Annotated in this window: 20 protein-coding genes; 16 read left to right on the forward strand and 4 right to left on the reverse strand. The window is 44.3% G+C overall.

What is annotated here, in order from left to right; genetic code table 11:
• The first annotated feature begins 406 nt into the window (after nucleotides 1–406).
• Together CDO33_RS00995 and CDO33_RS01000 are read left to right on the forward strand one after the other, a co-directional pair.
• Nucleotides 407–1,000 carry a nucleoside recognition domain-containing protein gene (locus CDO33_RS00995; RefSeq protein ID WP_103080399.1) on the forward strand — a complete coding sequence of 198 codons (594 nt, stop codon included), beginning with the start codon at nucleotides 407–409 and terminating at the stop codon, nucleotides 998–1,000.
• 7 nt (nucleotides 1,001–1,007) lie between these two features.
• Nucleotides 1,008–1,541 (forward strand): spore maturation protein, encoded by a 534-nt coding sequence (locus CDO33_RS01000; RefSeq protein ID WP_103080321.1) that lies wholly within the window; start codon nucleotides 1,008–1,010, stop codon nucleotides 1,539–1,541.
• A 15-nt stretch (nucleotides 1,542–1,556) separates the two neighbouring features.
• Here the strand turns inward: CDO33_RS01000 and CDO33_RS01005 are convergent, their stop codons facing one another.
• A complete protein-coding gene (locus CDO33_RS01005; protein ID WP_161496435.1) occupies nucleotides 1,557–2,396 on the reverse strand; it encodes a helix-turn-helix domain-containing protein in 840 nt (279 codons plus the stop codon).
• Nucleotides 2,397–2,541: 145 nt separating this feature from the next.
• Here CDO33_RS01005 and CDO33_RS01010 point away from each other — a divergent pair, with 145 nt between their 5' ends.
• Together CDO33_RS01010 and CDO33_RS01015 are read left to right on the forward strand one after the other, a co-directional pair.
• Complete coding sequence (locus CDO33_RS01010) at nucleotides 2,542–4,416, forward strand: beta-L-arabinofuranosidase domain-containing protein (RefSeq protein ID WP_103080319.1); 1,875 nt, start codon at nucleotides 2,542–2,544, stop codon at nucleotides 4,414–4,416.
• 271 nt (nucleotides 4,417–4,687) lie between these two features.
• Nucleotides 4,688–5,689 carry a polyprenyl synthetase family protein gene (locus CDO33_RS01015; protein ID WP_161496434.1) on the forward strand — a complete coding sequence of 334 codons (1,002 nt, stop codon included), beginning with the start codon at nucleotides 4,688–4,690 and terminating at the stop codon, nucleotides 5,687–5,689.
• A 364-nt stretch (nucleotides 5,690–6,053) separates the two neighbouring features.
• Here CDO33_RS01015 and CDO33_RS01020 read toward each other — a convergent pair whose 3' ends face one another.
• Nucleotides 6,054–7,091: a tetraprenyl-beta-curcumene synthase family protein gene (locus tag CDO33_RS01020; RefSeq protein WP_103080317.1), complete on the reverse strand. Its 1,038-nt coding sequence runs from the start codon at nucleotides 7,089–7,091 to the stop codon at nucleotides 6,054–6,056.
• Nucleotides 7,092–7,578: 487 nt separating this feature from the next.
• Here CDO33_RS01020 and metG point away from each other — a divergent pair, with 487 nt between their 5' ends.
• The 12 genes from metG to CDO33_RS01075 all read left to right on the forward strand — a co-directional run bounded on the left by metG (nucleotide 7,579) and on the right by CDO33_RS01075 (nucleotide 20,445).
• Nucleotides 7,579–9,561: a methionine--tRNA ligase gene (gene metG, locus CDO33_RS01025; RefSeq protein WP_242973486.1), complete on the forward strand. Its 1,983-nt coding sequence runs from the start codon at nucleotides 7,579–7,581 to the stop codon at nucleotides 9,559–9,561.
• A 25-nt stretch (nucleotides 9,562–9,586) separates the two neighbouring features.
• On the forward strand, nucleotides 9,587–9,763 hold the full coding sequence (locus CDO33_RS20560) for a hypothetical protein (protein WP_161496672.1): 177 nt from the start codon (nucleotides 9,587–9,589) through the stop codon (nucleotides 9,761–9,763).
• A 57-nt stretch (nucleotides 9,764–9,820) separates the two neighbouring features.
• Entirely contained in the window at nucleotides 9,821–10,588 is a 768-nt protein-coding gene (locus CDO33_RS01030; protein WP_103080315.1) for a TatD family hydrolase, read from the forward strand.
• 36 nt (nucleotides 10,589–10,624) lie between these two features.
• Nucleotides 10,625–11,335 carry a coiled-coil domain-containing protein gene (locus tag CDO33_RS01035; RefSeq protein WP_103080314.1) on the forward strand — a complete coding sequence of 237 codons (711 nt, stop codon included), beginning with the start codon at nucleotides 10,625–10,627 and terminating at the stop codon, nucleotides 11,333–11,335.
• A gap of 80 nt (nucleotides 11,336–11,415) precedes the next feature.
• On the forward strand, nucleotides 11,416–11,874 hold the full coding sequence (locus CDO33_RS01040) for a hypothetical protein (protein WP_103080313.1): 459 nt from the start codon (nucleotides 11,416–11,418) through the stop codon (nucleotides 11,872–11,874).
• Between the two features lie 311 nt (nucleotides 11,875–12,185).
• A complete protein-coding gene (locus CDO33_RS01045) occupies nucleotides 12,186–13,241 on the forward strand; it encodes a 3D domain-containing protein (RefSeq protein WP_103080312.1) in 1,056 nt (351 codons plus the stop codon).
• A 32-nt stretch (nucleotides 13,242–13,273) separates the two neighbouring features.
• On the forward strand, nucleotides 13,274–14,149 hold the full coding sequence (rsmA, locus tag CDO33_RS01050; RefSeq protein ID WP_103080311.1) for a 16S rRNA (adenine(1518)-N(6)/adenine(1519)-N(6))-dimethyltransferase RsmA: 876 nt from the start codon (nucleotides 13,274–13,276) through the stop codon (nucleotides 14,147–14,149).
• Between the two features lie 88 nt (nucleotides 14,150–14,237).
• A complete protein-coding gene (locus CDO33_RS01055) occupies nucleotides 14,238–16,355 on the forward strand; it encodes a putative sodium/potassium/calcium exchanger (RefSeq protein WP_133158676.1) in 2,118 nt (705 codons plus the stop codon).
• A gap of 254 nt (nucleotides 16,356–16,609) precedes the next feature.
• Entirely contained in the window at nucleotides 16,610–16,957 is a 348-nt protein-coding gene (locus tag CDO33_RS01060; RefSeq protein ID WP_103080309.1) for a putative signal transducing protein, read from the forward strand.
• Between the two features lie 386 nt (nucleotides 16,958–17,343).
• Nucleotides 17,344–17,922 (forward strand): DUF1836 domain-containing protein, encoded by a 579-nt coding sequence (locus tag CDO33_RS01065; protein ID WP_161496433.1) that lies wholly within the window; start codon nucleotides 17,344–17,346, stop codon nucleotides 17,920–17,922.
• Nucleotides 17,923–18,352: 430 nt separating this feature from the next.
• Nucleotides 18,353–18,970, forward strand: coding sequence for an NfeD family membrane protein (locus tag CDO33_RS01070; protein WP_103080307.1), 618 nt, complete (start codon nucleotides 18,353–18,355; stop codon nucleotides 18,968–18,970).
• Nucleotides 18,971–19,005: 35 nt separating this feature from the next.
• Nucleotides 19,006–20,445 carry a flotillin family protein gene (locus CDO33_RS01075; protein WP_103080306.1) on the forward strand — a complete coding sequence of 480 codons (1,440 nt, stop codon included), beginning with the start codon at nucleotides 19,006–19,008 and terminating at the stop codon, nucleotides 20,443–20,445.
• Between the two features lie 74 nt (nucleotides 20,446–20,519).
• Here the strand turns inward: CDO33_RS01075 and CDO33_RS01080 are convergent, their stop codons facing one another.
• Both CDO33_RS01080 and CDO33_RS01085 read right to left on the reverse strand, forming a co-directional pair.
• Nucleotides 20,520–21,206 (reverse strand): hypothetical protein, encoded by a 687-nt coding sequence (locus CDO33_RS01080; protein WP_103080305.1) that lies wholly within the window; start codon nucleotides 21,204–21,206, stop codon nucleotides 20,520–20,522.
• 4 nt (nucleotides 21,207–21,210) lie between these two features.
• Entirely contained in the window at nucleotides 21,211–22,116 is a 906-nt protein-coding gene (locus tag CDO33_RS01085) for a DUF4367 domain-containing protein (RefSeq protein ID WP_103080304.1), read from the reverse strand.
• Nucleotides 22,117–22,167: the final 51 nt, after the last annotated feature.

The raw sequence follows: 22,167 nt of genomic DNA on the forward strand, positions 1-22,167 counted from the left end.
GTCAGAATTGGGAAGATACTATAGACTATCCTATGGTTAATGAAGGATATAATCGCGTAAAGAATTGCTGAATTTCGAACAATTTCGACATCTCGCATATCCTTAGCTTTACAGAAAGATTTAAACCTTTAACAACAAAGCAGAACTAGATAGCGTGTCAGAGGCATATCAAGTCAGTAGTATATCAAGTAAGAAGTGTATCAAGTTAGATGCTTATCAAGTTCAGAAAGTTAGAGTAATTAAGACTGACTTGACTTGGAAAGGACAGTAGTAACCGTTAGAATGCAGAGATCAATTCAGCTTTTGAGAAAAGTTTGCCACACCTCGTGGAAACAAGCGGTATAGTTGAATGCTGCCTTTCATATACATAGAACAAAGCTTTTGTGAAGTGGGGATAATCATTGCCATGCTAAATTATGTCTGGATGGGAATGTTGGTAATAGGTTTTTTTGTAGGGATATTGAACGGAAGGGTGGAAGAGGTCACCAAAGCTGCCATAAATTCAGCGGGTAAGGCGGTAGAGCTGGGCATTGGTCTTTTGGGCATAATGTGCCTCTGGACGGGATTGATGAATATAGCAGAAAAAAGCGGAATGATGCAGTATATATCCAGGGCCTTGAAGCCCGTACTGAAGTTTCTTTTTCCCGACATCCCCGAAAAGCATCCTGCAATGGGTGCGATAGTGATGAATCTTGCGGCTAATTTCCTGGGGTTGGGCAATGCCGCAACGCCGCTGGGACTAAAGGCCATGAGCGAACTGCAGAAGCTTAACCGACACAAGGATACTGCCACTGATTCCATGTGCATGTTTCTGGTGCTGAACACGGCGGCAATACAACTGATACCGGCAACAGTCATAGCCATACGTACAAAGTTCAATTCGCAAAACCCTGAGGAAATCATAGGCACGGTGTGGATTGCATCCATATGTGCTACCATAGCAGGCATTATAGCAGCGAAGGTTTTATCGGCAGTGCGCAGCAAGGGCAGGAGGGCGTAGTGCGGATATGGAAGCAGTGAAAATAGTTTCATCCTATGCAATACCCGGGATATTCCTTGTGATTTTGGGGGTAGGAGTTTACAGGGATGTAAAAGTCTTTGATGTTTTTGTAGACGGAGCGAAGGAAGGCGTCGCTACGGTAGTGAGGATAATTCCCTCCCTGGTGGGTCTTATGGTCGCAGTGGGAGTATTCCGCGCATCTGGAGCCCTGGACCTTTTGATATACGCTACCCGTCCTGTGGCATCCTTTCTTGGCATTCCATCGGAGGCAATGCCCCTTGCCTTTATGAGGCCAATTTCGGGAAGCGCCTCCCTGGCATTGGTTTCCGACATTATAGAAGCCAATGGTCCGGATTCCTTTGTCGGAAGGGTTGTTTCCACCATGATGGGCTCCACGGAAACTATATTCTACACCCTTACGGTATACTTCGGATCGGTGGGCATAAAGAACATAAGGTATACCCTGGTGGCAGCCTTGATAGCCGACACCGTGAGCATCATCGCATCTGTCCTCGCCTGCTGGATGGTATTCGGAATGTAAAACAAAGCGTCTTTATCAATACAGCCCTCGTTTTTTCATTCTCCATTCTCCCGGTGCCATGCCGGTCTGTTTTTTAAATGCTTTATAGAATACCGACAAATCGCCATATCCGATGCTGCCGGCGATGGACGAAAGGGTGTAATCGGTATTTGCCAGCAGCTCTTTTGCTTTTTCAATCCTGAGGTGCTGCAAATACTGCCATGGGGTTATCCCGGCATACTGCTTCATCTTGCGGGTAAGATAGTCCTCCGTGAAATGAAATCTGTCAGATAATTCTTTGCAGGTAACAGGTTTGTTATAGTTTTTGGCAAGATACTCCATCATTTGGTTGATAATGCTCTGAATGTGGTCCGTATTTGGGCGGGCCGTATCTGTAAGGCAGTTAAGTATATTAAGAAAAACCGCCTGCTTTCCCAATATGTCTGAAGGAGACCTTTTTGAAAAATGCTCCAGCTGCTCAAACATTGGTTTGAAAAACTGAGGGTCAAAATTCCCTCGGATTGGGAGCGAAAGGGTTGCAGGCTTTCCTTTGAACTCTATTCTGCTTTGGAGCATGCTTTCTTTGCTTGGACCTGCCTGTCCCGACGCTTTGAAATGGATATAGTAGTATTTGGGGGCAGGGCTGCCCTTTAAACCTTCCTGTTTAAGTCCCGGAATCTGCATATACCATTGGCCAGGCTTTACTTCTATGTGACAATTGTCCTCGGTGAAATAAAGCTCGCGCTCCAGCATGAATATGAGCACAAAATCCTTGCATATGCGCGTGACATGCTTCTCTCCTTCATTGAAATGGCGGTAACTGCTTATGAGATATTCAGGCCATGGAGGTATATCAAAAATGAAAGATTCTGCCATAATCCACCCTTTTGTTCGGTTTTTGCATATTTCAAGTATCTTATTGCAATATGCTATCTTTATTTTAACTGATAAAATTATATTTGCATAGTCAACAGACATTAATAGATGTTCGATATTTGAAATATGAGAATGGAGGGGTTAAATGAAATCAGCATTGCGCAAACCGGCATTTACATTTTTAAAAACGGAAGAGATCAGACCTGAAGGCTGGCTGCTGAACCAGCTCAAGATACAGGCTGCCGGTCTTTCCGGCAATCTTGACAAATTTTGGCGTGATATAAAGGACAGCAAGTGGATAGGAGGATCTGCCGACGGTTGGGAACGTGTTCCCTATTGGTTGGATGGATTTATTCCTCTGGCCTGGCTGCTGGATGACGAAGATATGAAGGCCAGAGCCAACAAATATATCAATTATATTCTTGACCATCAGCAACCCGACGGATGGCTCTGTCCCGTAAGCGATTCCAATCGTTCAACCTACGACATGTGGGCTTATTTCCTTATTCTCAAAGTCCTGGTGGTATACCATGATGCCACCGGAGACCAACGCATCGAGAATGCCGTGCGTAAAGCGCTTATCGCTCTGGACAGACATATAGACAACAATACTCTTTTCGGTTGGGGACAAATGCGTTGGTTTGAATGCCTCATACCGCTGCTCTGGCTATATGACAGGACGGGCGAGGAATGGCTGATAAATCTTGCTTCAAAAATCCATTCCCAGGGTTTTGACTGGCAGTCCTTCTTCAAAATATGGCCTTACAGAAAGCCGGACCCCAAAGGACGCTGGAGCCAGATGAGCCATGTGGTAAATAATGCAATGATGCTGAAATCGGGGGCTTTGCTGTGGAGATTTACCGGTTCCCAGGATGATTTGCAAAGCGCCGAAAATATGGTGAGTCTTCTGGACGAATATCATGGCATGGTGACAGGGGTGTTCTCCGGTGACGAATGCCTTAATGGAAAAAGTCCCATTCAAGGTACAGAATTATGCGCAGTTGCTGAATACATGTATTCTCTGGAGCACCTGCTCTCCATTACCGGATGCTCCGCATGGGGAGACCGTTTGGAGAAAATCACCTTCAATGCCCTGCCGGCCACTTTCAGCCCCGACATGTGGACCCATCAGTATGACCAGCAGGTAAATCAGATAGAATGCAGTTATCAGGAGAATCCTGTTTTCGGCACTAATGGAGGATATTCCAACACTTTCGGCCTGGAGCCCAACTTCGGATGCTGTACTGCGAACTTGAACCAGGCATGGCCTAAATTTGCCCATTCTACCTTCATGCGCAGCGATGATGGATTGGTTGCGGCGGTCTATGCTCCCTGCACCGTAAATACCAAAATAAAGGATGCCAATGTGTCGGTAACCCTGGAAACCGGATATCCTTTCCGGGATACCCTGAAATTTAAGGTTGTAACCGACAGGGAAGTGGATTTCGCATTACATTTAAGGATTCCTGAATGGGCTTGCGACGCTGTAATAGAGCTGGATGATTCCAGCATCTCACCGCAGAAAGGAGCTTTTTATAAGCTTAGCCGCAGATGGTCGGGAGAAACGGTGTTCACCCTTCGCCTTCCGATGAAGCCACAGCTGGTGCAGCGTCCTAATGACCTGTATGCCGTCACCCGCGGCCCATTGGTATATTCTCTGGCTATAGGCGAGCGCTGGGTGCGGATCAACGAGGACGTCCCCGGGCATGAGTTTCCTCACTGCGATTATGAAATATATCCCACAACGCCTTGGAATTACGGTTTTTATCTTAGCAAAACCGATCCGGAATCCGGTTTGGTCTTTGAGGAGCATCCGATAGGGGATTGTCCTTTCTCACCAGAAGGTGCGCCGGTTTCCGTCCGTGTCCCGGGAAGAAAGGTGGACTGGAGCAAGGAGGGCAATTCTGCGGCTCCTTTCCCGGCAATGAGTTGGATTGCCGATGAAACCGAAACGCTGAAGCTTATTCCTTATGGATGCACTAATCTCCGCTTGACGGAGCTTCCCTGGATAAAATATTGATTCAGGAGCAAAAGCGGCCCTGTTCTGGCCAAAAGTTGATTGAATATGGGGGAGAAGAACAAAGGCCAGAACTTGACGCTTTCATAATAAATATTATTTTAGATTAATGAGTTTATATGCCGGCACCTGCCAATATGACAGGTGCCTCCTTTTTTACTGCCTGTTGTTCATTGGGACAACATCGGTGTTATATGTTGGAGAAGTATTGGACAGAATAAACCTGACGGCAGGTTTTTTAACCCTGCAAAAAACAGGTAAAGGACGATGTTTGTTGACAGTAGTACAAGAAAAAATGGTATCAGAGCTCAAAAGCATTAAGTTTAATACAAGCAAGCTGGTGGGCATTGAAAGAGTAGAGCAGGAGCTGCTCAATGCCTTATCGGACAGCGAAGGAACCATAAGGGAAATGTGCATGCACATCCTTAATGCCGGGGGAAAAAGAGTGAGGCCAATGCTGGTGATGTACAGCGGCCTTATCTTTTCCCGGAACATAGACAATATCCTCAATGCCGCTGTAGCTGCAGAGCTTATTCACATGGCCTCTTTAGTGCATGATGATATAATTGACAACTCCTATCTCAGAAGGAGCAAGCCTTCGGTAAATAAAATGTGGGGAACCCATTTTGCGGTTCTATGCGGTGATTATCTTTTTGCCAAGGCTTTCGGCATATTATCCGGCAAAAGGCTGACAAAAAGCATGGATTATATGGTTGAAGCCATACAAAATATGTGCCATGGTGAGATATTGCAGGCAGAAAGCAGGTTTAACCATGATATCAGCCTGGAAGAGTATTATGAGCTCATATCCAAGAAAACTGCCATATTTATAAAATGCTGCTGCGAATCAGGAGCTTGTGCCGGTGGTGCCGGAAAAGCTCATCTGAGAGCTATAAGCGGATACGGTCTTAATCTTGGACTGGCTTTCCAGATAATTGATGATATACTGGATTTTTGTGGTGATGTCGATGTCATGGGAAAGCCCAGGGGGGAAGATTTAAAGCAGGGCAGCATTACCATGCCTTTAATATATTTGATGAGGGATGGCAACCATAGAGCCAGGATTAAAGAGATATTGGCGGAGGAGAAAATAACCGACCAGCATATGGAGGAAATCGCCGGAATACTGGAGAAATCAGGCGTGATAAAAAAATCCTTCGATGTTGCCCGTACCCATATTGAAAAAGCCCAACGATACCTGGAACTGCTGCCGGAGTCGCCTTACGTCGATCTTCTGAATGAGATGGCAGAAATGCTTAAGTCAAGAGCGAATTAGCATAGTGCTTTAATATAAAGCTGACCTGAAAATAATCAGATGACCAGCCAAGTGTGCTTCCAAGTAACAATCAAATAAAATTCCAAGGGAACAGCTAAATGGACAGCCAAGCAAAACCGAATGAACAGCTGAATAAACAACCAAGTGAACAACTTAAAATCAACTAAGAAGCAAATAAGCATGCAACTAAGCAAACGGCCAAGTAAGAAGTTTTAATAAGCAGTTAATAAAGCTATAAAAAGAATTTAGCAATTAAGCAAGCAAGGGATTGTTTTGTGAAGGATTAAAATCACATATCATATTTCCTGTAAGAGCAGGACTGCCGGAATCCCTTGAATTCCTGTTACAAAGCTATCCGTGCAGCCTATATCTTTCCTGCATGCCTTAGCATACGGCAAATACGGTGATACAGCACGGCACCGTATCCACCTTTCTTTAAAAGTGTTCTGGTTGTTCTCCTTATGCCTTCTGTACGGGCCTTTGGGTCAGAAAGATACATGGCAAGGAGACCTTTTATTATCGTGGTATGGAACTTCGGGTATTTCAATTGGGAACAAAGTTCCAGGCATTCCCCGATGAACAGGGAAAGACGCTCCTCCATCTGTAGGGGGCTTTCATAGAAACTGGTGAAATTCAGATCTCCTGTTTCAATATCCTCCCGGGCATCTATATAATAGTCCAGAAGTATGTGAAGGCCGCATACCCACGGGAAATATGCTTTTTCCAGAAGGTCTATCTCATCGGGGGAGAGATGCGGGTCGGAGGCTATAGCGTACAAAAGGAAAACATAAAGGGTAGATCCGGCTGCAGCTGCAAATTCCCACCAGTATATGCCCGGATATTCTTTTAGCAAACCTTCAGCCCAAGACGACAGACGCTTTTCCCGGACATCCGGTTTGATGTGCTTCAAAGACTGCATTTCCGAGTACAGGCAGATATATTTTTTCATTTTTTCCAGGATGATGCTATGGGATGGCAGAGTCAGAACTTGTATACGGCACATATCGACGAGGGCTTCAAGATACCCGCCGTCTTTTTTGCAGGGGTAATACAGGTAGTAGTCGCTTTTATCCCTGTAAGGATCCACAGCATCCAGCATGGAAATATGAAGCTGCCGGAAAGCCGCTTCGTCCGACACACCGGCTCTGTCACACAGGTTGTCCAGGTAGTCGCTTATGGTTTGCAGCGCTGTGATGAATTTGACCGTATTCTCAAGATCTGTTCCGGGATAAAGAGCATAAACACTTCCTCCCAGGGCATGGAACCTTTTCATTTCAATGCTTGCAAGGGCCTGCTTTTTAAGTTCATCATCTTCCGCCTTGCCGCAGACCTCCTTCCAGTGCTCCAGTTCCCCGTCCACAATGGGAAATGCTTTGCCAACAAAGCTCTTTATAAGGTTCATTCCATGACGGTAGTTATTGTCTATATATAAAACCTCCCTGTCTAAACATGTTAAATATTTTATCCCAAAAGCACTGTTATTTTGTGCGCATATACTATTTTCACCATAAAGCAGGGAACAATAACATAAATTACTTTGTTCAAGGCGGATGGTTTTGTGATTCGAATTTTCGCGTTTTGCGGCCTGTACATGGAGAAATTCATTTTGGACAGCAAAATTGACTTTTTTCGGTGAAATTACATTTTATATGCTATAATAATGATAATATTAATAAGGTTGATATTCCGCTTGAAAAAACAAAATCCGCAGGGTATAGTAATAATATATTGGCAAAGCGGGATGGTCATTGCGATTGTAGCATTTAAAATTTAAATGCGCCATTAATGTATTTCATATTTCATCCGGGCAATAATCATATTGACACCTGTACAGTACGGAATTTAAAAAAGCTGAAAAGGCATTTTTATATATAAGGGAGGAAGCAGATTTGGAAAAAAAGACATTTTATATTACGACGCCGATATACTACCCCAGTGACAAATTACATATAGGCCATTCCTATACCACAGTTGCAGCGGATGCCGTGGCAAGGTACAAAAGGCTCAAAGGCTACGATGTGATGTTTCTTACCGGAACCGATGAGCATGGACAAAAAATTCAGAGAAAGGCCGAAGAAAAAGGCGTTACTCCAAAACAATACGTGGATGGAATCGTGTCCGGCATTAAAGATATGTGGAAGCTGATGGATATAAGCAACGACAGGTTTATAAGGACAACCGACGAGTACCATATAAAATCCGTCCAGCAGATATTCAAAAAGCTTTATGACCAGGGAGATATATATAAGAGCGAGTACGAAGGTTGGTACTGTACCCCCTGTGAATCCTTCTGGACAAAGACCCAGTTGGTAGACGGAAAATGCCCTGACTGTGGGAGGGAAGTGGAGCTTACCAAAGAGGAAAGCTATTTCTTCAGGCTTTCCAAGTACCAGGACAAGCTTATAAAATACATAGAGGAGCATCCGGACTTCATACAGCCGGTTTCAAGGCAGAATGAAATGCTCAACAACTTTCTGCGCCCAGGGCTGGAAGACCTCTGTGTTTCCAGAACCTCTTTCGATTGGGGAATACCGGTGACTTTTGACGAAAAACACGTAGTCTATGTCTGGATAGATGCCCTTTCCAACTATATTACCGCTTTGGGATACGGGTCTTCGGATGATTCCGATTATAAAAAATACTGGCCTGCCGATGTACATCTGGTAGGAAAGGAAATAGTCCGTTTCCATACAATCATATGGCCGGCAATGCTCATGGCCCTTGGAGAACCACTGCCGAAGCAGGTTTATGGACACGGATGGCTGCTGCTGGAAGGCGGCAAAATGTCCAAATCCAAAGGAAATGTCGTAGATCCGGTTATATTGGTGGAAAAATACGGCCTTGATGCGATCCGGTACTTCCTTTTGAGAGAAGTTCCCTTCGGTTCGGATGGGGTATTCTCCAACGAAGCGCTGATAAACAGGATTAATTCGGACCTTGCCAACGACCTGGGAAATCTGGTCAGCAGAACGGTGGCAATGATTGATAAATATTTCGGTGGTACCCTGCCTTCGGAAAAGGTGTCCGGAGATTTCGACGAGGATTTGAAGAAGATGGTGACAGAGTTGACGCCCAAGGTGGAGGAGCTTATGGACAAACTGCAGTTCAGCTCAGCCCTGGCGGAGATTTGGAAGGTAATATCCAGGACAAACAAATATATTGACGAAACAATGCCATGGGTATTGGCCAAGGATGAAGCGAGCAAGCCAAGGCTTGCGGCAGTTTTGTACAATCTTGCCGAGAGCCTCAGGGTGATTTCCATACTGCTGCAGCCCTTCATGACCCAGACTCCCGCAAAGATTTGGCATCAGTTGGGACTGGCCGGCTCCGATGTTCTTACATGGGAAAGCGCCCGCGTTTGGGGCGGATATCCGGAAGGCATATCGGTCAACAAGGGCGAGGTCATATTCCCCAGAATCGACGTGAAGAAAGAAATGGAGGAGCTGGAGAAGCTGACTGCAGCCAAGGATGAGAATAAGGCCGATAACTCCGGGGATAAGGATAAATCCCAAAAGGGCGGCAAGGAGGATAAGGCTGAAAAGCAGCAGGAGATGATTACGATAGATGATTTTGCAAAGCTGGACTTGAGAGTAGCAAAGGTGCTGGAAGCAGAAAAGGTGGAAGGCGCCGACAAGCTGCTGAAACTCAAGCTGGAAGTGGGAAGCGAAACCAGACAGGTGGTGTCCGGCATAGCGAAGCATTACGCTCCCCAGGATCTCATAGGCAAGACCATCATACTGGTGGCAAACCTTAAGCCTGTCAAACTCAGGGGAATAGAATCCCAGGGTATGATCCTGGCAGCGACGGATGAAAACGGACTGGTTCTGGCAACCACCGACAAACCCATAAAATCAGGCTCTAAGATAAGCTAACAAACAGGGACATTCCACGATGATTATGGATGTAAAGAAGTGGTGTGTCCCTGCACCTAATACCCAGGGACATTCCACGATGATTATGGACGTAAAGAAGTGGTGTGTCCCTGCACCTAATACCCAGGGACATTCCACGATGATTTTGGATGCAAGGAGAGGTGTGTCCCTGTACCTAAGCTCCAGGGACATTCTGCGATAATCATGAGCGCAAGGTTGTGGTGTGTCCCTATACCTAATACCCCATTGGAGGATATAAATGCTGTTTGATACCCATGCACATTTTGACGATGAGAGATTTGATGACGATAGAGATGAAGTGATACGCAAGGCTCATGAAAGTGGCGTTTCATATATATTGAATGCTTCTTCCGATATGGATTCTTCCAGGAAAAGCATGGCACTGGCCGACAAATATGATTTCATTTATGCGGCTGTAGGGGTGCATCCCCACAGTGCCGGGGAAATGAAGGAGGATGACCTGGAAATCCTGGCAGGATATGCTTCCCACCCGAAAGTTGTGGCAATCGGGGAGATAGGGCTTGATTATTATTATGACAATTCCCCCAGAAATGTGCAGAAATACTGGTTTGCCCGACAGATAAGGCTTGCCCGGGAGGTGGGGCTGCCTGTGGTCATCCATGACAGGGATGCCCATGAGGACACCCTGGCCATAATCAAAGCCGAAGGCGCCTCAGAAGTCGGAGGGGTGTTTCACTGCTACACCGGCAGTGTTGAGATGGCAAAGGAAGTGCTTAAAAATAATTTTTATATAGCCCTTGGAGGAGCCGTTACCTTTAAAAATGCCAGGAAGCTTCTGGATGTGGCTAAGTTTGTTCCCGAGGATAGGCTTCTTATAGAGACAGACTGCCCGTATATGACCCCTGAACCATACAGGGGCAAAAGAAATGATTCAGGATATGTCCGGCTGGTCGCGGAAAAAATTGCGGAGTTAAGAGGAGTGACTTTTGAAGAGATAGCACAGATAACAGCGCAGAATGCCAGAAGGCTCTTCAAAATTACATAGATCGGCTTTTATTATTTTTTATTTGGGGGTAGACTGATGAAGAAATTGGTGCTGATACTGGTTTGCACTGCACTGCTGACGTTCTTTATCGCTTTTGACTATTTGCTGTGGGACAGGGAAAAAAACACTCAGAGCATTCAGAATCTTGAGGACTCCATAGACAGCAAGGATGCCACCATAGGAGCTTTAGGCAGAGAAATCAAGAATCTGGAGGACTATAACAACCAGCTGTCAAACAAACTGAAGCTTATGGAAGAAGAAAAGAAAGCCCAGGAGGATAAAATTTCCCTCCTGGAGGACAGTGTTCTTGAATTGCAGAGCCAGATGGAGCAAAAGGATAAATTTATCAGCACACTGGAGCGGTTTGCCGATTTCAGCCCCTTGGAAAGCATAATCCTGGACTGGATCGCCAAAATAAACGAAGGCCAATATCAAGAGGCATACCAATTGATGAAGCTGAAAACCAATGCCGGGGATAAGCCTTTAAGCCCGGATGAATTTGCCGGTACCTGGATGAATTCTGTCAAGACCATGGAGCTGGCCTCGCTGGAGCTAAGTCCGGATAAAGCCCGACAGGAAAAGGGAGCCGATATCCTTATGCTGGCCGGAGTAAATGTGGTAGTTCCGGAAGAGGGAAGAGGAAGTAAACTTAAAGAAGGCTTAAATAAGATGTATTTTGGATTCTCATATGACCAGGAGAAAAAGAACTGGTTTATATCCGTTGTAGATGTAGCCCCCCTGAATTAACTAAGTAATTATCACCAATTTTTCATCTCTTCATATAATGTATTGTAACTAGTAGAAATTTTACTCCGGAGGTAAATTATATGAAGGATGAAAGAAAGCTCAAAGAGGATAAGGCCAAAGCCAATAGCAAGGTAACCGGTCTTGAAGACGTTCAGAAGATGCCGCAGACTCAGATGGCACCAGAAACACCCCATATGCAGGGAATGCCGGAAATGATGCAGATGCCGGCAATGGATCAGATGCCTTACATGGATCAGGCACCCTATATGGATCAGGCACCTTATATGCAGCAGATGCCCTACATGCAGCAGATGCCGTATATGCAGCAAATGCCATATATGCAACAGATGCCAATGGTATGCTGTCCTGTACTTATGAATGCTCAATGCCCTATGCTCTACGGGCAGGCAGGGATGACCCCCAGCATGTATGGCCAGAGCATGTATTCTCCTGCTTCAATGCAGAATCCATATATACCAGGCCCACAGAATCCATGCATGACCAATCCCCATATGCCTTCCGGCATGATGCCTTATTAGTTTGATGGCATCCTGCGGAATAAAAGTCAATAGAAATGAGCGGTTATATGATTTTATCTTAAGGCAGATAGCTCTATCTGCCTTAAATCTTATCAAAACCTCCTGAGTTATGAGTGAAAAATATTGCTTTATGCGGATTGTGGCAGCTTTTCCGTGATAAGGTATATTTCCCCTGGCAAAAATGTATAATATATAGACTTTTAGTGAATAATTCCATAATGGGATACTTATGTTAATAAATTTGACAAATATTCTATTTTGGAATAGAATAGCCACAGTCCCCTAGATATTTTTAACAGGAGGTTAATTAAGTGATACCACTTGAGAAAAATATTAAGAGGTATTTTTCATTGAAAGAATTTGCAATTGTGTTTTTGTCAGTTGTACTTTCAGTTTTGGCCGGGACTGCAGTATTCTACAACCTGAAAAGGGAAGTAATAATTAATGACAACGGAAAGCAAATCATGGTAAGAACGATGAAAACTACCGTAAGTGAGGTTCTACAGCAGAACGGGATTACGATAGGTGAATATGATGAAATCAGTTTACCGCTCGATGCAAAATTACAGAAGATAAGTATTAATGAGATATACATTGAGAGAGCCGTACCGGTTAACATATTTGTTGACGGTAAAAGCATACAGGTAATGACATGCGAAGATACTGTGGAAGATGTTCTGAAGAGCAGTTCCATAGAACTTTCTGAGTTGGACAAACTGGACAATGTCAGCCTGAATGATAAGATAGAAGCAAATATGGATATCCGGATCATAAGGGTTAAGGAAGAACTGGTTACAGAGCAAATACCCATACCCTTTAGTGAAATCAAAAAAGAAAACCACAACATGGATAAAGGCACAAGCAGGACGGTAAGGGAGGGCAAGGACGGCATCCGGGAAAAAGTATATAAAGTGGTTTTTGAAGACGGCAAGGAAGTTTTAAGAGAACTTATCGAAGATGTGGTGGCAATCGCTCCGGTGAACAAAATAATTGAGTACGGAACTGTATTGAACTTTAAAACATCCAGAGGAGAGGTTGTCAGGTATAAAAAGGTGCTCAATATGAAGGCAACCGCTTATACCGCCTCATATAAGGATACCGGAAAAAAACCGGGGGATGCCGGATTTGGAATAACTTACACAGGAAAAAAAGTGAAAGAAGGCATTATTGCCGTAGATCCCAAGGTAATACCTTTAGGTACCAGAGTGTATATAGAAGGCGTAGGAAATACACCGGATTACGGTTTTGCCGTGGCTGAGGATATAGGCAGCGCGGTGAAGGGAAATGTGATCGACCTGTATTTCGACACCCAGGAAGAAGCTGACAGATGGGGACGCAGATCGGTCAGAGTATATATACTGAAATAAAAAAAGGAGAAAATTACTAACTAGGGGCTTAAATGAGTACTACAAAGGAAATCATAAACAAATATAATATACGAATGACAAAATCTCTGGGTCAGAACTTTCTTACAGATGAGAATATTGTGCGGAGGATTGTCGATACGGCGGAGGTTAACAAAGACGATCTGGTTGTAGAGATAGGACCCGGAATCGGAAGCATGACAAGGGAGTTATGCGCCCGGGCAGGCAAAGTGGTTGCGGTGGAGATAGACAAGCATCTGATGCCTGCCCTTACAGACAATTTAAAAGACTTTGATAATATTGACATAATCAATGGAGATATTCTCAAGGTTGATATAAGGAAGGATATTCTTGAAAAATATGTCGCTACCGGAGCTTTCAAACCTGGATGCTTCAAAGTGGTAGCCAACCTTCCCTATTACATAACAACTCCCATTATAATGAAGCTTCTGGAAGACGAATATGGCATCAACCTTATGGTGTTCATGGTGCAGAAGGAGGTTGCCGACAGAATGGTTGCCGCACCCGGGGGAAAGGACTATGGTTCCCTGTCGGTTGCCGTACAGTACTATTCCATGGCAGAGAAGGTATTTGATGTACCTCCCCATTGCTTTATACCCCAACCGGATGTATATTCTTCGGTGGTACGGCTGAGGGTGCATGAAGATCCACCTGTTAAGGTTAATGACCGGGCGGCGTTTTTTAAGACAGTAAAGGCTGCCTTTGGGCAGAGAAGGAAGACTCTGCTCAATGCCCTCTATAATTCCGGATATTTTGCCAAGGACAAGGAGCAAATCCGGGAAATACTGAAAAGTAAGGGCTTAGATGAGAATCAAAGGGGAGAAACATTGACCATCGAACAGTTTGCCGATTTATCCAACGCATTAGAAAAAAACCGTCATACTAATTAAAGTATGACGGTTTTTTTTAATTTTACAAACATATATATAATATCAGGAAAAAATATCTTAACAGGTGGTAATTCTGGTGGATGTGAAAATGAGATATTATAAGAGCTTCCTGATATTCAACCAGGAAGATGTGGGGTACGGAAGTGGCCAGACACCTTCGGGATATGTCAGGATAGAAGCGAGGGACGGCAAAGGCAAGCTTTCAGCCTCAGTCCAAAATTTGCGGGAAGAGCAGGGCAAGCTGATCTATAAATTGTACATACTGAGCTCCGACGGGAGAAGCATATATCCTGCATATGCAGGCATAATACCTCTTAAACGCGGCAGAGGAGAACTGCACTGGGAATTTGATCCCAAGAATGTAGCAGGAACAGGAAAGGCTGCAGATGCCTTTAACGCCGCCGTAGTGCTGGCAGAATACCCGGAAAGGGAAAGCCGGCAGATCATCTGCCCTCTGGCGGCATATAAGGATAAAAGGATAGCATGGCGGGAAAAGCTAAAAGGAATCATCTATGCCGACAAGGAAGCAAAGATTCAAACCACCGAAATCCAAAAAGGTTCGGGAGGTAAGGTACTTCATATCGAAGAAAAAATAACGGCTGAAAGGGAAAATATAAAGCAGGAAGGGAAAACTTCCTTTTATATGGCTGAAACCCGAAAGAAGGCGGAGGAAACAACACCGAAGACGACGACCGATAGGAAAGGACCGGCTCTATCGCATACTGGGGTTCCGGCGCCTGAGGGGAGCATTTTTATAAAGGGAAAAGAGTCAACCCTACGAAAAGAAGAAGTGCCGCCGTATACTGGAACGATGGAGCATGAAGGGCGTCTTTCCGGAAAAGAAGAAAAGTCCTTCGTGGTGAAAGCAGTTCAGGATGGATACGGTGAGGAAGCGCCGGACCGGGAGATGCTATCGGGTGAGCATGAAAAAGAGACCTGCGAATATGAAATGAAATCCGAAGGTTATGAATCAGCAGCCTACGGACGGGATGCGCAGGCTGAAAAGTTTGAGAATGACGCATCCGGACAAGAAAGACAGCAGTGTGAGTATGAGATAGAAGCCTCAGGGCAGGAAGGTCAACCGGAAGGATACGGGCAAAGAACTTATGGATGGGAAATACCGACAGATGAGGATGAGGGGGAATCTTCCGAACAGAATAAACAGCGGAACGGGTACGGAGAAGAAGCACCCGGACAGGTAGGTCAGCCGGATGGATACAGGGAAGGAACCTCCGGATGGGATATGCAGAAGGAAGAGTATGAGGAGGGAACCTCCAAACAGGATAGGCAGTCGTATGAGTATGAGGGAGAAATATCCGGACAGGACAGCCAGCCGGGAGAATGCGGGGAAGGAGCCTCCAGGGCGGAAATATCGCTGAATGAAAATGGTGGTGAATCCCCTGAAGGGGAAGAAAGGCAATCAAACGGATATGGGAAGGAAGTGCCCGGACAGGGAAGGCAGACGAATGGATACAAGCAAGAGTTTCTTAGACCGGAAGCGGAATATGACAGAGAAAGGAAAACACCAGCTTCACCGGAGCAGAGAGGAGTAAAGGAAACTCCAGGGCATTCCGAAGAATCACCATACCATGCGTCATCACCGGAAGAGTATGGAAGGCTTGTGGACAGAAGCCTTAATGAAGAACTGTACGGCAAAGGAAATTTTGGTTTTAGTGGCTGCAGCGCTGCGGGGAATACAGTATGCCCTTTTCAGGCACCGGGAAGGAATTTTAACCAGTGCATCGGCTGCATAGGAGGGATGCCCCAAAAGCCGGCTGCCGTTAATGGAAAGCCTTCCGAAAGCAACTTTGAAAGCTTTAAAAATGCGCTGGACATGTATTTTGAAATATCCGACCCCTTTGGCAGTAAGAGAAAGGATTATAAATGGTGGAAGGTGAACAGTCCCGTTTATCTGAATAATATACTCTATCAGTACAATATACGCACTCCGCTGCTTTTTAATCCCTTGGTAATAACCGCGAATTTCAAATACCGTCATTTGATCGTGGGAATATATACTGACAAAACAAGGTTCAGGGAATACATAGTATGCGGAGTACCAGGGATATATGGTATTGACGAGAAGCCTTTCGGCGACATGTGCCGATGGGTGCAGTTGGAGGGCAGCAAGCCGAAATATGGAGCCTTTGGATACTGGCTCGTGTACATAGATCCGAAGACGGGAAAGTTCCTGCCGCTGAATTAATAGTATTCTGTCGCTGTGAACCGCCCATCAGGACACAAGATACCTTTATCCCACATGTTAAAATCAGAGGTGATTTTCCAATAGAGGGATTTCACTGTCGCCAATAAATCAGCTTGGGAGCTGGAGATCCCTTGATTTAAGGGTGAATTTTAAAAACGGCAGGAGCAATTAATGCTCCTGTGTTTTTTATCGACTTTTAATATAAACTGTGATATTTTAAAAGAGAAATCAGAGTTTAAAAGGAGGGAAGCCTTTTGAAAGATTTCCATGAGAGGGAGAAAAACGGTTGGGCTTGCCTTACCACGGTATCCAACGATATAGAATTCAACATATTGAAAGGCTTGCTCGAAACAGCCGATATACCTGCCATAAAAAAAGTGGAAGGCCTCGATGGACTGGCTGAGATCATCACCGGTGCTCCTTTGACAGGAATTGAGGTATGGGTGCCAACTGACAGGTTTGATGAGGCGATGCAGCTTTTGCAGTCCGGTGCAATAGATGAAGAGGAGTCAAAACCCGGAGTGGAAGCCGAAGAAGGTACGAAATCGGACGAAGGTAATGAATCAGACCAAGGAAAACCCGATGGTGCAGATGCGGAATAGATGAAGGCGAAAAATCAAGCGAAGGAAAGAAAACGAATGTGGATGTAAGATGAACGAAGGCGAGGAATCGGACAAAGGCATGAAATCAGATGGGGAAACAGGGCAGGCTAAAACGAAGGATGAGCGAAGGCATGGAATCGAATGGGGAAGCAAGATAGATTAAGTAAATAAATGGATTAAGGTATGGATTAAGATGTAATGCAGGATAGATGAAGATGCTAAACATGATATAGGTACAAAGTTTTGATTAAAGCATGGAATCTGATAGATAGTAAAGAGCAGTTATTGACATCCTCTCATATAAAGTGTATTATAAAGATACATAGAGTTGAACACTACATTATATAGATTATAAATACCTAGATTATAGAGAGGATGATATAGTTGTGAAAGATTTCAGTAAGGAACGGCTGCTCAATCTTGCGAATGAGATAATAGAAAAGGACGACCAGGTGAAAATTGCCACATTAAGTGATGAACTTACCATATCCCAGGTTGTAAAATTCTTTGAAAAGCAGGGAAGGAGCTTTACCAAGACCATGATTCAAAATTACGTAAGAGTTGGTGTTCTCCCTCCCCCTATTGACAAAAGATATTATACAAAAAACCACCTTATTATGCTGACATTGATCGACAATCTGAAAAACATATACTCTCTGGATGAGATAAAAACCGTTTTAGAGCCGATACGCAACAATCCCGACATCTTTGAAGATGACATAATAGATACTTCCAATGTATATAAGAATTATCTCACCATGAGGAAGGAAGCTTTTAACAAGTGGAAGGAATCCTTGCCACACCTGATAGACAAGGTGGATGACCTGTTGCAGGAGAACAGCGTAAAAGATAATGATAAGGACAAGGCTATGGCCTTCATGATTGCTCTTACCATAATGGCGGAGACTATAGCCCTTAAGGATATGACAGGCTCTATCATCCGGGAATATATAAAGCAAGGGTAAATTTTGTGAAAGCAGCATGCAGTTGAAGGAAATGTTCAATTGCATGCTGTTTTTGCATATTTGGGCATGGTCCAGATAGGAGCAGGGATTGGCTCACACTACTGTACTTGCCAGAGAAACTTAGGAAAAAGCAGAAAACGCGCGATATTGCATGATAATTTGCTATAATTGCCAATGTTATATCTTTCACAATTCAGTCAGCACTTGTTATTGTTAAAGATATACTGTAATATAGATAGTGTTACAACAGTATACATATCATAGAGTAAAACACAACATAATGCAATCGCCAGTGCCGGGTGGCTTCAAAGCAGTATATTGTACTTGATGTTCCCACAAACTCTGGTATAATTGGTTTAAGGAAGGCAGAAATCCTTGCCCGGGACAGCAGTATGTGATTCCGGAAAAATGAATTTTAGGAGGTGAAATTGTGCTTTACGTATATATCGGATGCTTCACTTTCGGAATGTTGTACTCCCTCATATCTGCGGTTCTGGGAGGAGACGGAGCAGATGGGGGTGCTGACGGCATAGACTTGGATGTTGATGCCGGCGGTGATGGCGTCGATATACCTTCCCCATTGAACCCGTTGGTTATTGCCAGCGCAATAACTGCGTTTGGAGCGGCAGGACTGATTGCAAAGCTGAGCTTTAAGCTTAGCGACATGGTAAGTTCGCTTTTAGCGTTAGGTTTTGCAGGGTTGATCGGGGCTGTGATATTTTTTGGAGTAGTAAAGCTGATGTACGGCGCTCAGTCCAATTCCACCTTTTCCATGGAGGATTTGATAGGTATTGAGGCAGAAGTGATAACACCCCTCCCAAGCAATGGACTGGGTGAGATAGCATACATAATGAACGGAGTAAGGTACAATATGACCGCCAAATCTGCATACCAAAAAGAAATACCAAGAGGAGAAAAAGTCATTGTGAAAGAGATTGCGGGAAATGTTGCTGTTGTAACACAGAAAGTCACAATAGATGAAGTGGACGGAATGGTAGAAGACATGGCAGACAGAAAGACCAGGCGTAAGATGGGCGAGGGGCAGTAAATGCCAAATAAAAACAAACAAAGGAGGTATTCTGTATGAACGGTTTTGCAGGTGGAATAGTATTCATAATTGTTGCAGCTTTAGTTGCAGTCTTGTTTTTGCTGATATCGGTTTTCGTGAGCAGGTATGTAAAAGTCGGACCTGATGAAGCTCTTATAGTTTCAGGCCGCAAAAAGAAGCTTGCCAATGGTCAGGTGGTTGGATTCAGGATAGTACGGGGTGGCGCCACCTTTGTATGGCCTATTTTTGAAACGGCCAAAACAATTTCCCTGAGGATTATGCCCCTGGATGTCAACTCCAGTGCTTACACTTCCCAGGGCGTGCAGGTTACGGTAGATGGTGTTGCTCAGGTCAAGATAGACTCTTCTTATGAGATGATCGCTACGGCAGCAGAGCAGTTCCTCAGCCTCAAGGATGAGGAAATAAGAAGGATAGCTACCCAGACCATGGAAGGCCACCTCCGCTCCATAGTAGGTAACCTTACAGTGGAAGAAATCAACCAGAACAGGGATGCTTTTGCCCAGAAGGTGCAGGAATTGGCTGCAGCAGACCTGTCAAACATGGGCTTGAAGATCATATCCTTTACCATCAGGGAAATATCCGATAAGAATGGATACTTGGAGAGCCTTGGTAAAGCGCAGATTGCAAGAGTTCAGAGGGATGCCATCATAGGCCAGGCAGAAGCGAAGAGGGATGCTGATATAAAGAGCGCCGAGGCTTCTCAGGCCGGGCAGACGGCAAAATATCTCGCAGAGACCAAGATAGCCGAAGCCAACAGGGACAAAGAAATACTGTTAGCCGATTATCAGGCCGATATAAATGCAAAGAAAGCCGAAGCAGATCTGTCCTACGACAGAAAGAGGTTTGTGCTGGAGCAGGATGTACAGAAGGAAGCAATGCAGGTTGAAATAGTAAAGAAACAGAAGGAGATAGAGCTCCAGGAACAGGAAACCATAAGGAAGGAAAAGGAACTGGAGGCTACTGTCATCAAACCTGCCGAGGCTGAAAAAATCAGAACGGAAACCCAGGCTGAAGCAGACCGTGTAAGAAAGTCCAAGGAAGCTGAAGCAGAATCTTACGCCATCAAAGCTGAAGGTCTTGCAAAGGCTGAAGCCATCAGGGCAGCAGGTCTTGCAGAAGCGGAAATCATCAAGGCGAAGGGTGAAGCCGAAGCCCAGGCTATGATTAAGAAGGCGGAAGCATACAAGATGTTCAACAATGCCGCTATGGCTCACATGATGATAGAAAAGCTGCCTGAAATCGCAGCGGCTATTGCTCAGCCTCTGTCCAAGACTGAAAAGATCGTCATGATCGGGGATTCCGGAGCATCTAAGCTTACAAAGGATGTGACCAACATCCTGGCAGAGCTTCCGGAAACAGTTAAAGGGCTTACAGGAATAGATCTGGCAGGAATTATTAAGAGCTATGCAAGTGCAGCAGGAAGCGTAACGGTAGAGAATCCGAGTGATAATTAAGAAAAAAATCGGGATTGGAATGACCCAATCCCGATTTTTTAATTTTCTACTTATAATACTTCTCATATTAAAGGTTATGATATTTTACCTACAGCGCTGCAATAAAATTCCACTGAAGCTCTCAAGTCGTACCAGGTCATGCCGCTATACTCAACATACCCTTGTGCCGCTACATAATAAGTGCGGCCACCGTCAATTATGCTATCATCTATAAAGTTGCTATACCAGGTATAACCGGATGTTGCGGACTTGATGCTGCTAACATAGCTTTGACTGGAAATCAACTGTCTGTCATGGAAATCGCTGTAATAGGTTTCGACTTTAGCAGTTATGTCAATTTTTACGCTTTTTGTGCCCACTGTTACATAATCGCTCTTTGTAACGGTCTGATAAGCCATTGGACTTATTTCTCTTGAATTTATTTTTTCTAACTTTTTGGCATACTCTTCTGCCGTCATAGCATTAGAGCTATTCAGTTTTGGTTCGGGATTATGCCATTTTGATTCTCCCAAAGCTTTAAGGGTAGCCTTGAATTCATCGATGGGAGCTGCAGTAGAGAAATCAAATTCTTCAAAAGGCTTGAGTTCAATTCTGGCATTGTACTTTTCTTTTGCTTCTTCTACGGCTGCCCGGTACTGTTCATAGAGCTCTTTTTTATCTAAGGTGGCATTATCAGGTGCTGCAAAAACTGTTGTGGCTATTGAAAATATCATTGCTATTGCCAGTGTATAGCTAAGGATTTTTTTCCTTATAGATAACATATTCTTAACCTCCATACATAGAATCTATAATTTTTTTCATTTCCTCGACCGTGATATCACCGTTGATGCTATAAGTTATGTTCAAATTGCTCCATACTGCCTGGGCCTGACTAATATTTTTCATAATGTAATACTTAATGCCGTTTTTCTCATAAACCTGAACCGGGCTGTCATCCTTTTCAAAGGCAGCGTCCAGTTGTGCTCCATTGCCTCCATTAAAAATGGTAAAATCAAAAATGATTATTTTATTTGCATTGTCCATATAATGCAAAAGCACATTTGTGCTGTCTTTTCTGATAAACCTCTCGGCATACTTAAAAGCAAATCCTTCGGGAACCCACTCCGGCAAGCTGGGTTTTGATTCAATATCTGCAAAAGTCTTCTCGATGCTGTTGAAAATTTCACTATGGGCTATGTTCCCAGTGCCTTCAAAATCACTGCTTTCCTGTTCTAACAGTTGACTTTGGATGGATATATTAAATGTATCCTTCCCCCAGCGTACCGTCATCTGTATCAGATTATAACCCAAGGCATTGGCTACAAAGGATGTTGCAAAAAGAACCAGGACCAGGCAGGCTGCAATTTGAGCCGATAATTTCCTGAGCCGTCGCCTATGTTGAGCCTTATGCCATTCTTTATACCTGCGGTCGATATTTTGCCGCATGGCTTGAATTTTTTCCTCAGGTATATGCTGTTCATCACCTTCCATCATGCCAATGGTTTTTACACATTCGTCAATAAAGTCGGTATCCATATGCTCTTCATCCACTAATGAAGCTTCGTACAGCATTCGATACAGTTTATCCCTGACAGCAGCATCATCCTCCTTTTCTGAAAGGATTTCTTTGATAATATCTTTATTATTGTCTTTTTCATTGGGGCAGTGGGGCTTATCCACTTTAGGTTCCATTGAACTTCTCCTTTCTAAAACCTCTACTATATACATTGCACATGTCGAGCA

The organism is Clostridium thermosuccinogenes (genome assembly GCF_002896855.1).
Lineage (GTDB): Bacteria > Bacillota > Clostridia > Acetivibrionales > DSM-5807 > Pseudoclostridium > Pseudoclostridium thermosuccinogenes.